Annotated in this window: 14 protein-coding genes; 10 read left to right on the forward strand and 4 right to left on the reverse strand. The window is 72.7% G+C overall.

Going from position 1 to position 12,824, the window contains the following annotated elements:
* The first annotated feature begins 212 nt into the window (after positions 1–212).
* Genes eno through ACFYZF_RS14225 form a run of 6 tightly spaced genes read left to right on the forward strand, consistent with a single transcriptional unit; the run spans position 213 to position 5,566 of the window.
* Positions 213–1,496, forward strand: a complete 1,284-nt coding sequence (gene eno / locus ACFYZF_RS14200; protein WP_387019868.1) for a phosphopyruvate hydratase — start codon at positions 213–215, stop codon at positions 1,494–1,496.
* 35 nt (positions 1,497–1,531) lie between these two features.
* Positions 1,532–2,164: a septum formation initiator family protein gene (locus tag ACFYZF_RS14205; RefSeq protein ID WP_387020412.1), complete on the forward strand. Its 633-nt coding sequence runs from the start codon at positions 1,532–1,534 to the stop codon at positions 2,162–2,164.
* Positions 2,165–2,202: 38 nt separating this feature from the next.
* The gene (locus ACFYZF_RS14210; RefSeq protein WP_387019871.1) at positions 2,203–2,760 is read left to right on the forward strand and encodes a DUF501 domain-containing protein; all 558 of its coding nucleotides are present in this window, start codon (positions 2,203–2,205) and stop codon (positions 2,758–2,760) included.
* 2 nt (positions 2,761–2,762) lie between these two features.
* Entirely contained in the window at positions 2,763–3,275 is a 513-nt protein-coding gene (locus tag ACFYZF_RS14215) for an amino-acid N-acetyltransferase (RefSeq protein WP_387019873.1), read from the forward strand.
* A 30-nt stretch (positions 3,276–3,305) separates the two neighbouring features.
* Positions 3,306–4,574, forward strand: a complete 1,269-nt coding sequence (locus tag ACFYZF_RS14220; RefSeq protein WP_387019876.1) for a hypothetical protein — start codon at positions 3,306–3,308, stop codon at positions 4,572–4,574.
* A gap of 50 nt (positions 4,575–4,624) precedes the next feature.
* Positions 4,625–5,566, forward strand: coding sequence for an exopolyphosphatase (locus ACFYZF_RS14225; protein ID WP_387020415.1), 942 nt, complete (start codon positions 4,625–4,627; stop codon positions 5,564–5,566).
* A 114-nt stretch (positions 5,567–5,680) separates the two neighbouring features.
* Here ACFYZF_RS14225 and ACFYZF_RS14230 read toward each other — a convergent pair whose 3' ends face one another.
* On the reverse strand, positions 5,681–5,878 hold the full coding sequence (locus ACFYZF_RS14230; protein WP_387019879.1) for a hypothetical protein: 198 nt from the start codon (positions 5,876–5,878) through the stop codon (positions 5,681–5,683).
* Between the two features lie 275 nt (positions 5,879–6,153).
* Here ACFYZF_RS14230 and ACFYZF_RS14235 point away from each other — a divergent pair, with 275 nt between their 5' ends.
* Together ACFYZF_RS14235 and ACFYZF_RS14240 are read left to right on the forward strand one after the other, a co-directional pair.
* A complete protein-coding gene (locus ACFYZF_RS14235; protein ID WP_387019881.1) occupies positions 6,154–6,357 on the forward strand; it encodes a hypothetical protein in 204 nt (67 codons plus the stop codon).
* Positions 6,350–6,637: a hypothetical protein gene (locus tag ACFYZF_RS14240; RefSeq protein ID WP_387019883.1), complete on the forward strand. Its 288-nt coding sequence runs from the start codon at positions 6,350–6,352 to the stop codon at positions 6,635–6,637. Before ACFYZF_RS14235 ends, ACFYZF_RS14240 begins: the two co-directional genes overlap by 8 nt.
* Before the next feature lie 710 nt (positions 6,638–7,347).
* Here ACFYZF_RS14240 and ACFYZF_RS14245 read toward each other — a convergent pair.
* The 3 genes from ACFYZF_RS14245 to ACFYZF_RS14255 form a co-directional block, all read right to left on the reverse strand.
* Positions 7,348–8,103 (reverse strand): ABC transporter permease, encoded by a 756-nt coding sequence (locus tag ACFYZF_RS14245; protein ID WP_387019886.1) that lies wholly within the window; start codon positions 8,101–8,103, stop codon positions 7,348–7,350.
* A 104-nt stretch (positions 8,104–8,207) separates the two neighbouring features.
* Entirely contained in the window at positions 8,208–9,197 is a 990-nt protein-coding gene (locus ACFYZF_RS14250; protein WP_387019888.1) for an ATP-binding cassette domain-containing protein, read from the reverse strand.
* A 30-nt stretch (positions 9,198–9,227) separates the two neighbouring features.
* Complete coding sequence (locus ACFYZF_RS14255) at positions 9,228–12,110, reverse strand: BTAD domain-containing putative transcriptional regulator (protein ID WP_387019891.1); 2,883 nt, start codon at positions 12,108–12,110, stop codon at positions 9,228–9,230.
* 98 nt (positions 12,111–12,208) lie between these two features.
* Here ACFYZF_RS14255 and ACFYZF_RS14260 point away from each other — a divergent pair, with 98 nt between their 5' ends.
* On the forward strand, positions 12,209–12,541 hold the full coding sequence (locus tag ACFYZF_RS14260) for a PadR family transcriptional regulator (RefSeq protein WP_161687107.1): 333 nt from the start codon (positions 12,209–12,211) through the stop codon (positions 12,539–12,541).
* A partial coding sequence (locus tag ACFYZF_RS14265; protein ID WP_387019894.1) for an HAAS signaling domain-containing protein occupies positions 12,538–12,824 on the forward strand: 287 nt, incomplete at its 3' end. The genes ACFYZF_RS14260 and ACFYZF_RS14265, both read left to right, overlap by 4 nt.

Genomic DNA, 12,824 nt, shown 5'->3' on the forward strand with positions numbered 1-12,824 from the left:
GCGACCAGCCTTGTCGACCGGTCCACGTCGCGCAAACCGGTTGCCGGGTTGAGGGCCGAGAATCCGGGAATGTCCGACGTCCGCGCCCGGGGCCGGTGCGCCGGGCGACGCGGTGCGCCGACCCGCCGCCCGATACGCTGCGTTCAACACCTGCCCCAGCCGCACCGTCGCGGCCCATACGGACCGGAACCACACATACGAGGAGCGACTCAGTGGCAACCATCGAGGGAATCGTCGCCCGGGAGATTCTCGACTCGCGGGGCAACCCGACGGTCGAGGTCGAGGTCGGGCTCGACGACGGCACGATCGCCCGCGCCGCGGTGCCATCCGGCGCCTCCACCGGCGCCTTCGAGGCGATCGAGCTGCGCGACGGTGACGCCGGCCGCTACCAGGGCAAGGGCGTCGAGAAGGCGGTCGCGAACATCGAGGACCGGATCGTCGACCAGCTCATCGGGTACGAGGCCAGCGAGCAGCGGCTGATCGACCAGAAGATGCTGGACATCGACGGCACCGAGAACAAGGGCGAGCTGGGCGCGAACGCGATCCTGGGCGTCTCCCTGGCCGTGGCCAAGGCGGCGGCCGGCAGCGCCGAGCTGAGCCTCTTCCGCTACCTGGGCGGCCCGAACGCGCACCTGCTCCCGGTGCCGATGATGAACATCCTCAACGGTGGGGCGCACGCCGACTCCAACGTGGACATCCAGGAGTTCATGGTCGCCCCGATCGGCGCGCCGAGCTTCCGCGAGGCGGTGCGCTCCGGCGCGGAGGTCTACCACGCGCTGAAGTCCGTGCTGAAGAAGAAGGGGCTCTCCACCGGCCTCGGCGACGAGGGCGGCTTCGCCCCGAACCTGCCCACCAACGCCGCCGCGCTGGACCTGATCGCCGAGGCGGTCGAGAAGGCCGGTTACCGGCTCGGCACCGACATCGTCTTCGCCCTGGACGTGGCCGCCACCGAGTTCTTCGACAACGGCACGTACACCTTCGAGGGCGCGGCCAAGTCCGCCGACGAGATGAGCAACTACTACACGAAGCTCGCGGGCGACTACCCGATCGTCTCGATCGAGGACCCGCTGGCCGAGGACGACTGGAGCGGCTGGGCCACCCTGACGGCTGCCCTGGGCGACCGGATCCAGATCGTCGGCGACGACCTGTTCGTGACCAACCCGCAGCGCATCGCCCGGGGCATCGCGGAGCGGTCCGCCAACGCCGTGCTGGTGAAGGTGAACCAGATCGGCTCGCTCACCGAGACCCTCGACGCGGTCGAGCTGGCCCACCGGGCCGGCTTCAAGTGCATGATGAGCCACCGTTCCGGCGAGACCGAGGACACCACCATCGCCGACCTGGCGGTGGCCACCGGCTGCGGCCAGATCAAGACCGGTGCCCCGGCCCGCTCCGACCGGGTGGCCAAGTACAACCAGCTCCTGCGGATCGAGGAGGAGCTGTCCGACGCGGCGCGGTACGCCGGGGCGGGCGCGTTCCCGCGTTACCGTTCCGCCTGAGAACGCCCAGTTAGCCTCGGGGGAGGGGTGTGACGATGCAGCAGCGCCGCACACCGGGTGGTCAGCGTCCCGCCCGCCGGCCGGGTAGCACCGGCCGACCGGGCGGGGCCCGCGCCCGGGCGTCGGTCCGCGACGGCGTCCGTGCGGAGGCGCGCACCGCCGGCCGGTCGCCCGGCTCGGCCCGCGCCGCCGACCAGGTTCGCTCCGCGAACCGTCCCGCCGCAGCCCGGCGCACGGCGGCCGGCGGCAGCGTGAAGCGGCTCTCCGCGCCCCACCCCCGGCGCTTCACCGGGCGGGCCACCGTGCTCTTCGCGGTGCTGATCGCGCTCGCCCTCGCCTACACCTACCCGGTCCGGGTCTACCTGGACCAGCAGGCGGACATCGAGCGGATAGAGGCGTCCCAGGCCGCCCAGCGGCAGCTGATCGCCGAGCGTTCCGTCGAGGCGGCCAAGTGGCAGGACGACGAGTACATCCGTATCCAGGCCCGGGAGCGGTTCTACATGGTCTACCCCGGCGAGGTGCCGGTCATCGTGCTCAACGACCCGGCCGGCGCGGCCCGGGACGCGAGCGGCGGGAAGGCCCCCGCCCGGCCGCAGACCCCCGACCCCTGGTACGACACCCTGTGGTCTAGCGTGCGGGCCGCGAACGCCGACCGTCCCGGCCAGTGAGCGCAGCACCAACAGAGCACCGACGAAAGATGGGCACCGTGACTGTCGTACCCCCGCAGCACCCGGCGGCGGACTCCGTACCCCCGCCGGAGCGGGAACCGGCCACCGAGCGCGACCTGGCCGCGGTGGCCGCCCAGCTCGGACGCACCCCGCGCGGCACCCGGGCGGTGGCCCACCGCTGCCCCTGCGGCCTGCCCGACGTGGTGGAGACGACCCCGCGCCTGACGGACGGGACGCCCTTCCCGACGCTGTTCTACCTGACCTGCCCCCGGGCGACCTCCGCGTGCAGCCGGCTGGAGTCGGCCGGGCTGATGAAGGAGATGGCCGAGCGGCTGGCCACCGACCCGGAGCTGGCCGCCCGGTACCGGGCGGCGCACGAGGACTACCTGGCCCGCCGGGCCGCGATCGGCGAGGTGCCGGAGATCGCCGGCATCTCGGCCGGCGGTATGCCCGGCCGGGTGAAGTGCCTGCACGTGCACCTCGGCCACGCCCTCGGCGCGGGCCCGGGAATCAACCCGCTCGGCGACGAGACGTTGGCGCTGGTGGAGGAGTGGTGGGCCGCCGGCCCCTGCGTGGACGTGCCGGCGGACGAGTGACCATGCCGGCGTCCGACGAACTCGTGGTGCGCCGTGCCCGCACCTCCGACGTGCGGGGCATCCGGCGGCTGGTGGACACCTACACCGGCGGCCGGCGACTGCTCAGCAAGGCCACGGTCACCCTGTACGAGGACGTGCAGGAGTTCCGGGTGGTGGCCGACGGCGACGGCGCGGTGGTCGGCTGCGGTGCGCTGCACGTGATGTGGGAGGACCTGGCGGAGATCCGCACGGTCGCCGTGGACCCGGCGTACCGGGGCCGGCGGCTCGGCCACCGGATCGTCGGGGAGCTGATCGACGCGGCCCGGGAGATCGGGGTGGCCCGGATCTTCGTGCTCACCTTCGAGACCCGGTTCTTCGCTTCGTTCGGCTTCGCCGAGATCGACGGCGCGCCGGTGCCGCAGCCGGTCTACGAGCAACTGCTGCGCTCGTACGACGAGGGCGTCGCGGAGTTCCTGGACCTGGAACGGGTCAAGCCCAACACGCTCGGCAACACCCGGATGCTGCTGCGCCTCTAGGCCCTTGATCACCCCGGTCATGCTGTCCGGGTGAGGACTTTTCGTCGGGTCTGCGCGGTGTTGCTGAGCGCCGCCGCCCTGCTCGGTGCGGTACGCCTCGTCGCACCGGCCACCGCCGGCCCGGACGACGAGCCGCCGGGGGTGGCCCGACAGCTCGCCTTCCTGCGCGCCGCGCTCGACGACGGCGCGGGCACCGACGCCCAGGCCCTCTTCCCCGAGGGGTGGTTCTTCGCCCACGCCCTGTACGGGCTGGCCCGGGTGGAGCTGGGCCTGCGCGAGCCGGCCGGGCAGCGGGAGCCGGCCCTGCGCGAGGCCCGGTGGGCCCTGGCCCGACTGGAGTCGCCGGACGGCACCGCACCGTTCGACCCCGGCCTGACCCCCGCGTACGGGATCTTCTGGCAGGGCTGGACGAACTGGCTGCGCGGCGGCGTGCTCGCTCTGCAACCGGCGGACCGGCGCGACCCGGCCGAGGCGGCCCGGTTCGCCGAGGCGTCGGCGGCCGTCGGTGCGGCGTTCGACGGGTCCGCCTCGCCGTACCTGGCCGCGTACCCGGGGCAGGCGTGGCCCGTGGACTCGACGGTGGCGATCGCCTCGCTGCGGCTGCACGACGCGCTGCTCCCGCCCCGCTTCGCCGGCACCGTGACGCGCTGGCTGGACGGTGTGCGCCAGCGCCTCGACCCGGACACCGGGCTGCTGCCGCACCGGGTGGACCTGGCCACGGGGGCCCCGGCCGAGGTGGCCCGGGCCACCTCGCAGAGCGTCGTCCAGCGCTTCCTGGTCGACGTCGACCCGGCGTTCGCCCGGCAGCAGTACCTGCGCTTCCGGGACCGGTTCGTGGCCACGCCGCTCGGGCTCGGCCCGGCCGTGCGCGAGTACCCGCACGGGATGGACGGGCCGGGCGACGTGGACTCCGGGCCGCTGCTGCTCGGGGTGAGCCTGTCGGCCACCGTGGTCACCCTCGGCGCGGCCCAGTCCCAGGGCGACGCCGCGCTCGCCGGGGCGCTGGCCAACTACGGCGACCTGGTGGGTCTGCCCGTCGACACGCCGTGGACCCGCCGGTACGCCCTCGGTGTCCTCCCGGTCGGCGACGCGTTCCTGGCCTGGTCGAAGACCGCGCGCCCGTGGGTGGCCGCCCCGCCGGACCCGCCCCCGGCCACGGTGCGCTGGTGGTGGCGGCTGCCGCTGCTGTCGGCGCTGCTGCTCGTCGGCGTGCTCCTGTGGCTGCCGGACCTGCTCCGCCTCGCGGGCCGCCGTCGATCATCGAGCGTCCGTCCGGCGGCGGGGCGGGTGGGCGGCTGAGCCGGCCGGGGCGGGACGACTGCCGTAGGGTTGCTGCCGTGACGACGCGCGTGGCCTCCATCGATTGCGGAACCAACTCGATCCGACTGCTGGTCGCCGACCTGCCCGACCCGTCCGCCGGGCCGGATGCGCCGCTGGTCGACCTGAGCCGCCGGATGGAGATCGTCCGGCTCGGCCAGGGCGTCGACAGGACAGGCCGGCTGGCCCCGGAGGCGATCGAGCGCACCCGGGTCGCACTGGCGTCGTACGCCACCGAGATCGGGAAGCTCGGCGCGGAGCGGGTGCGGATGTGCGCCACCTCGGCGTCCCGGGACGCCTCCAACGCCGGGGACTTCCGGTCCATGGTCGAGCAGACCCTCGGCGTGGCCCCCGAGGTGGTCACCGGCGACGAGGAGGCGCGGCTCTCCTTCACCGGGGCCGTGCGCGGCCTGCCCGCCGACGCCCGGCCGCCGTACCTGGTCGTCGACATCGGCGGCGGGTCGACCGAGTTCGTGGTCGGCACCCGGTCCGGCGGCGTCGAGGCGGCGATCTCGGTGGACATCGGCTGCGTCCGGATGACCGAGCGGCACCTGCACGGCGACCCGCCCGGCGCGGCCGAGATCGCCGCCGCGCAGGCCGACATCACGGCCGCCGTGGACCGCGCGCTGGAGGCGGTGCCGGGGCGGCAGGCCGCCACCCTGGTCGGGCTCGCCGGCTCGGTCACCACCGTCGTGGCCCTCGCCGAGGGCCTGACCGAGTACGAGCCGGAGCGCATCCACCACGCCCGGGTCTCGTACGACGCGGTGGCGCGGGTGACCACCGACCTGCTCGGCAAGACCCGCGAGCAGCGGCTCGCCACCCCGGTGATGCACCCGGGGCGGGCCGACGTGATCGGGGCGGGTGCCCTGGTCCTCCAGGTGATCATGGAGCGCGCCGGGATGTCCTCGGTGGTCGCCTCCGAGCACGACATCCTCGACGGCATCGCCTGGAGTCTGCTGCCCGCCGCCGGCTAGCCGATCCCGGGCATCGCCGTTTCTCCGGCCGGGCATCCAACGTCCGGCGACTGTCGCCGACGCTCGACGGCTGACGACTCTTAGAGCAACAAGGGGCTCTGCCGGGGCCCCTTGTCAGTCTGTCGCCAGGTCTGGCCGGTGCTCTTTGATCCACTTCTCGACGTCGGTCTTCCGCCAGACCTTCCCCATAGTCAACTCCTGGTATGGGTCGGGAAAGCTCTTGGAGTTGGTAACAACGCTGACGCGCTGCCGGGACACGTTGCCCAGCATCACGCGGATCTCCGCAGCGCCCACCAAGTCAACCCGTTCCATGCCGTGACCGTAGGTCGGCCGCTACCGTTGTATTGGCGCAACGGCGACGTACGTTGACATGTGACAACGATTGAAGCGCGATCGGGGGATGACTACGTCGAACGTTGCCGTCGGCCATGGCCGCCAACCTCGGGTCGTCCGCCCGCCCGCCCCCAAGGCCGGTAGCAGGAGCGCCGGCGGGGGCCGGCGGTGATGGAGGAACACCCCCGGAGTACCCGGGTGGGCCCTGTCTCGGGTGCGGGGAGCCGTGGCCCTGCATTCCGCGCCAGGCGGCCATGCTGAAGGAATTCGCCAAAGCGCCCAATGAGGCCATCACGTATATGGGTGCGTGGGTTCAGGCGGGCGTTCTGGAGCTGAACAGCCGCAACCGCCCTGTCGACCCAGGCATGTCGGAACGGCATCTGGCGTGGGTTGGTCTCCTGCTGGAGGCTCAGGAAATCGTGGTGGACATGCGTGACCCGGACAAGTCCGATGACTGAGCCTCGGGTGCCGAAGTCGGGAGACCTCCTCCACCTCACTCGGGCAGCCAGTGTTCAGTTCGTGAAGCCGATCGTGTTCCGCGTGATTCGGGTTCACGACTGGCCTACGTACGACGGGTGGCTTTGGGCGGACGGCTACCAGCTCGACGGGCGTGGGGATGCGATTGCCCGGCGGTCCCTGTTCGTCATGTTCGCCGGGTTGCGGTGGCTGAACAAGCCGGCCAGTGCGCGGCCGGTCCATCGTCAACCCGTACCCCGGTCCCGTGCGCGGGCGGGGTGAAGCCCAGGCCCCGGCAGAGTCGCGGAGTGACCGGTACCGCGCATATCGAAGCCGGTGCGTGGACGTCTCCGGCCCGGCCCTCGCCGCGTAGTCGGCCACCCTGTCCCGTCGCCGCTCCCGTCCCACGGAAGCCCCGTCCCGCCGCGCTGGCCCCACCCCCAACCCTGCGGATCTCACCCGAACCAACTCCACATCCCAGGAACTCCGTTCCGCATCTTAGGATGACGGGAGATCTTGGAAGGAAGTGGCCCCTCAAGGGGCCACTTCCTTCCAAGATCTCCCGTGCGGTCAGTCGCGCGCCGGAAATGGTGCTCCTGTTCGTGGTGCGCGGCATGCGGGATGGGGCCCCGGTCTCGCCGGACCTCAGCTATCCCACAGCTCCCGCGAATGCCCCGAAAGCCGCCGCCACGCCGCCCGTGCCGTCCCCACACTGGGTGGTCCGGCGAATGCCCGCCGGTTTGGTGGGGGACATGCCCGGCGGCCCCTATGGAGCTGCCCCGTTTGTGCTAGCGACGGAGCGGGAGCGCAGACGGGGCAGCTCCATAGGGGCCAAAGGAGGGTAGGTCGACCCGGCAGGGGCCGATGTTGTCGTCCTCAAGGGCACGCACCGATCAACTACCTGTGCGCCCGGGGCCTGGCCGGGAGCCGCCGCAGCTCCTCCCACGCGGTGCCGGTCTCCGACGGCCACCGAGGCTGCCGGAGACCAGGGGTCAGCGGCTCAGTCGCTGGTAGCGGCGCACCGCCAGCGGAGCGAACGTCGCGATCAGGAGCACCGGCCACGCCACCGCCAACAGCATCGCGTGCTCTGCCGGCCACGAGTCGCCACCCAGGCCCGGATTGTCGAACAGCTGGCGGATCGCGGCGACGGTCGCGGACAGCGGGTTCCACTCCGAGATCGCACCGAGCCACCGCGGCATCAGCTCGGGTGACACGAAGATGTTGGAGAGCGCGGTGAGCGGAAACGCCGCCGGAAAGACGATCACGCCGACCGTATCCGGGTTGCGGACCAGCAGCGCCAGGTAGATCCCGATCCAGGTGATCGCGACTCGCAGCAACAGGAGGAGCCCGACGGCGAGCAGCGCCCTGCCCGCGCCGTCACGCCACTGCCAGCCGACAAGCAGGCCACAGACCAGCAGGGTGGACATCTCCAGCAGGGCGCGCAGCAGATCCGCGGCACTGCGGCCGGTCATCAGGGCGGAACGCGCCATCGGCATCGACCTGAACCGGTCGACAACACCCCGGCTGAGGTCGAACGCCACGCCGGTCGCGGTGGCGCCAAGGCCGTACAGCATCGTCATCACGAAGACCCCGGGCAAGAGGAACTCGCGGTAGTTACCGCCACCCGGCACCTGCATGCCGCTGCCGAACACGTACCCGAAGACCAGCACGAACATGATGGGCAGCGAGAAATAGAGGATCAGCTCCTCCGGCTGGCGGATCACGTGGGTCATGTTCCGTCTGGTCATCGTCCAGCCGTCGGCAGTTGCGGAGCGCAACCGCGCCAGCGGTGTCCGCGCGGACACCGGCGGGGCCGGGGCGGTCGTCGTACCGGGGGATCGGGTTGCGGTCGTCATGCCGCGTCCGCCTTTCGTCCGGCGCCGACGGGCTCGCCGGCCTCGTCGGGACGGCGTCCGGTCAGGTGTAGGAACGCCTCGTCGAGCGTCGCGCGGCGCAGGCCGATGTCCTCGACCGCGATCCCCGCGTCGTCCAGTGCCCGCACCACGTCGACCAGCCCGGCGACCCGGTCGGTCAGGGGCGAGCTGAGTCGCCGGATCTCCGGGTCGCGCTCAGGCTCCGCGGCACAGATCCGCGCGACGATCCCGCCGGCCCGGTTCAGGTCGGCCGCGTCGCGTACGACCACCTCGATCCGGTCGCCGCCGGTCATCGACTTCAGCTCGTCCGGTGTGCCCTCGGCCACCACCCGACCGGCGTCGATCACCGAGATCCGGTTGGCGAGCTGATCGGCCTCCTCCAGGTACTGCGTGGTGAGCAGTACCGTGGCCCCGTCCGCTACCAGGGTGCGGACGATGTCCCACACCTGGTTGCGGCTGCGCGGGTCCAGGCCGGTGGTCGGCTCGTCGAGGAAGAGCACGCGCGGCGGGCGGATCAGGCTGGCGGCGAGGTCCAGCCGGCGGCGCATCCCACCCGAATACTCACCCGCGGACCGGCTCGCCGCCTCATCGAGCCCGAACCGTTCCAGCAGTTCGCTGGCGCGCTGGCGGGCCGCCCGGCGGCCGAGTTTGAACAGCCGGCCGAACAGCTCCAGGTTCTGCCGGCCGCTGAGAGTCTCGTCGACCGCGGCGTACTGCCCGGTCAGCCCGATCCGGGCACGCACCTCGTCCGGCTGACGCGTCACGTCGAATCCGGCCACGGTGGCCCGGCCGGCGTCGAAGCGCAGCAGCGTGGCGAGGATCCGTACGGCCGTGGTCTTCCCTGCGCCGTTCGGTCCCAGCAGCCCGTACACCGTGCCGGTCGGCACGGCCAGGTCGAAATTGTCGAGCGCGCGGGTCGGGCCGTACCGCTTGCCCAGTCCCTCCGCCATCACCTCGAATGTCGTCATGCCCCCACGGTGCGCGCGGGCGCTGACGGCTCACGCACCGTCGGCTGACGGCGGCGCACCGCCCGGTGCGGCCCGGGCCGCGGCCTGCTCCGCCTCGGTGATCTGCTGGAGGGCGAGGATGGTCTCCGAACGCGTGGTCTCGCCGAGGTACCAGCCGGTGAGCCCGCCGGCCAGCGCCGCCTCGCACAGCCCCCTTGCCTCGGCGAGATCTCCGCGCAACCGCGCCACCTGGGCGAGGCCGAGGCGGGCACCGGATACGAACTCCGGCGCGCCGCCGCGCTGCGCGAGGAGCAGTGCCCGGGCGAAGTCGTCCTGCGCCGCGGCGAGGTCACCGGCGCGCAGCCTTATCTCGCCCCGGGTACGCCGCATGTCGGCCTCGTCGACGGCCGACCCGAGTTCCTCGGCCAACTCCATGGCCTGGTCCAGGAACGCGCTCGCCGCTTCCGGATCACCCTGCCCGGCCGCGAGTTCGCCGATCGCACCGAGCGTGATCATCGACCCCCACCGGTCGCCGATGTTCTGGAAGCCGGTGAGCGCGGTGACCAGCGCGGTCTTCGCCCGGTCCCACTCACCGCCGGACATCCGCGCCGAGCCGATACCCATCGCGCCGAGCGCATCGATCCACGGGTCCGAGCCGACCACCCGCCGCAGCTCCCGCGTCAGGTCGTCGACGTCCTCCGCTACCCCGGTCGGCGGTCCGATCGAGATCCCCGACAGATAGAGCAGGAAGGGCTGTCGGGGTGGCCGGTCGAGGCTGCGGAACAGGGAGCCCTGCGATCCCCGGGGCGGCAGACGGCCGGAACCACCGAGCGAGGCGTTGTAGACGCACAGGGCGAACTCCTCGCGCAGACCGGGTGGCGCCTCGGCGCCGAGCACGTCGAGGACGTCGCCGGCCAGTCTGGCCCCTTCGCCGCGCATGCCGCGCAGCCACCAGTAGAACGACAGGGCCGCGACCAACCCGGCGGCGTCAGGCGCGTCACCGGACCCGGTGGCGCGACGCAGCGCCACATGCAGGTTGTCCCGCTCGGCGTCGAGCCGTCGCAGCCAATCCAACTGCTCCGCCCGGCGAAGGTGACCATCGGCGGTCCAGGCGAATTCCAAGAAGTACGCGGCGTGCGCGCGGTGCAGCTGGTCGGCCTCGCCGGCCTCGGTGAGCCGTTCGGCGCAGAACGCGCGCACCGTTTCGAGCATCCGGTACCGGCCGGCACTCAACTCCACGAAGGACTTGTCGGTCAGGCCGGTCAGCGCGTCGACGAACTCGACCGTAGGCAGGCCGCAGACCCGCTCGGCCGCCTCCACGGTGGTACCACCGGCGAACACAGTCAGTCGTCGGGCCAGCTTCCGTTCGGCATCATCGAGCAGGTCCCAGCTCCACTCGACCACCGCGCGGAGCGTCCGGTGCCGCGGCGTCGCCGCCCGGCTGCCCATCGACAGCAGCCGGAACCGATCGTCGAGACGGGCGGCCACCTCGGCGACCGGCAGCGCCCGCAGCCGCGCGGCGGCCAGTTCGATCGCCAGCGGCAGGCCGTCGAGGGTCCGGCAGATCCGCAGCACCATCTCGACGTTGGCCGACGTGACCGTGAAGTCGGGCGTGACGTCAGCGGCCCGCTGGGCGAACAGCCTGACCGCGGCGTACCCGTAAGCCTCCAGCACCGACGTGCCGGGCGGCGGCAGGGTAAGCCCGGACACCGGGCACAACGCCTCGCCGGTCAGTCCGAGCGGCTCGCGACTCGTGGCGAGGACGCGTAGCGCCGGACACGCGCTCAGCAACCGGGCGACCAACCGGGCCGCATCGACGATGACGTGCTCACAGTTGTCGAGCACGAGCAGCAGCCGCCGCTCGGCCAATGCCGCGACCAGCCGGTCGGTGGCGTCCCGGCCAGGCTCGGCCGGGGCTCGCAGACCCGCATCGCGCAGGCCGAGCGCGCTCAGCACCGCCTGCGGTACGTCCGAGCCGTGGGCCAGTCCGGCCAGCTCGACGAGACGGACCTGGCTGTCGAGGCGGCTCGCGGCCTCGATAGACAACCGCGTCTTGCCCGCTCCGCCGGGGCCGATGAGAGTGATCAACCTCCGCTCGCCGAGTAACTCGCCAACGCGTTTGAGCTCCTCCTCCCGCCCGAGGAACGTGGTGAGCTGGCTTGGTAGTCCGTGCTCGGGTTCCTCGCGCGCGGCCGGGCGTTCTTCGCCGCGCAGCACGGCCAGGTGGATCGCGGCCAGCGCGGCCGACGGGTCGGCGCCGAACTCCTCGGCCAGCGTGCGCCGGGCGTCCTCGAACTCGGCGAGCGCCTCGGCCGGCCTGCCTGAGACGGACAGGGCGCGCATGAGCTGGCCCCGCGCCCGCTCCCGCAACGGATGTGCGGCGACCAACTGTCGCAACTCCGCGACCAGGGCGGCATGCCCGCCCAGCGCCAGCGCCGCCTCGATGCGATCCTCGATGGCGGCCAGCCGCACCTCGTCCAGCCGGGCCGCTTGCGCGGGTACACCGGCCACGTCGATGACGTCGGCCAGGGCCGGACCGCGCCACAGGTCCAGCGCGTCGCGCAACACGACCGTGGCGCGCAGCCAGTCGCCGCTGGCGAGAGCGCGGTGCCCCGCCTCGGCGAGCCTCTCGAACCGGTACGCATCGACATCAGCGGGATCCACGGCGAGGCGATAGCCGGCGGGGTGGAACTCGATCGTGTGCTCCGCGGGCAGGGCCTGACGCAGCCGGGACACCTGGGACTGGAGCGCGTTGGCCGCGCCGCGGGGCGGATGCTCGCCGTACAGGCCGTCGATCAGCCGATCCGCGGACACCACCCGGCCCGCGTCGAGTAGGAGCAGCGCCAGCAGAGCGCGAAGCCGCGGACCGCCCACGGGGGTCTCGCGCCCGTCGGCCAGCAGCACCTGAGTCGGACCCAGGACGCAGAAACGCATGGCACCGATTGTCGCTTACGGCCAGCCAGCGCCCGGGGGTCGCGTCGGCCAGAGCGGTTCTTTGACAGTACCGCGCAATGCGCACTAGTGTGCAGTGCGTGGATACCACGCAGCTGTTGAAGGGCGTGCTGGATCTCGCGGTCCTGGCCGTGCTCCGGGAGGAGGACGGTTACGGTTACGACATCATGCGTCGCCTGCGGGAGGCCGGCCTGGACGAGGTCGGCGACGCGTCGGTCTACGGCACGCTGCGGCGGCTCTTCGCCGCCGGCCTGCTGACCACCTACGTCGTGCCGAGCGAGTCCGGCCCGCACCGCAAGTACTACTCGCTGAACGCGGCCGGCCGGGACCAGTTGACCCGCTCCGGCAAGATCTGGCGCTCGTTCGCCACCACCATGGACACACTGCTCGACGATCGGGGGGTGACGGCATGACCGTCATGGAGCAGGAGATCGTGGACTACGTGACGCGGGTCCGGGCGGCGCTGGCCGACCTGCCGCCGACGGTCCGGGACGAGCTGACCGAGGACCTGGCCGAGCACCTGGCCGAGGTGGCCGCCGAGGGCGACGAGCCGCTGGCCGACCGGCTGGGCGCGCCCGAGGCGTACGCGGCGGAGCTGCGGGGGGGGGGCCGGGGGGGGGGGGCCGCCCCCCCCCCCCCCCCCGGCCCCCCGGGCCCCCCCCCCGGGGGGGGGGGCGCCGCCCCCCCGGCCCGGGG

Source organism: Micromonospora sp. NPDC001898 (assembly GCF_042891255.1).
Lineage (GTDB): Bacteria > Actinomycetota > Actinomycetes > Mycobacteriales > Micromonosporaceae > Micromonospora.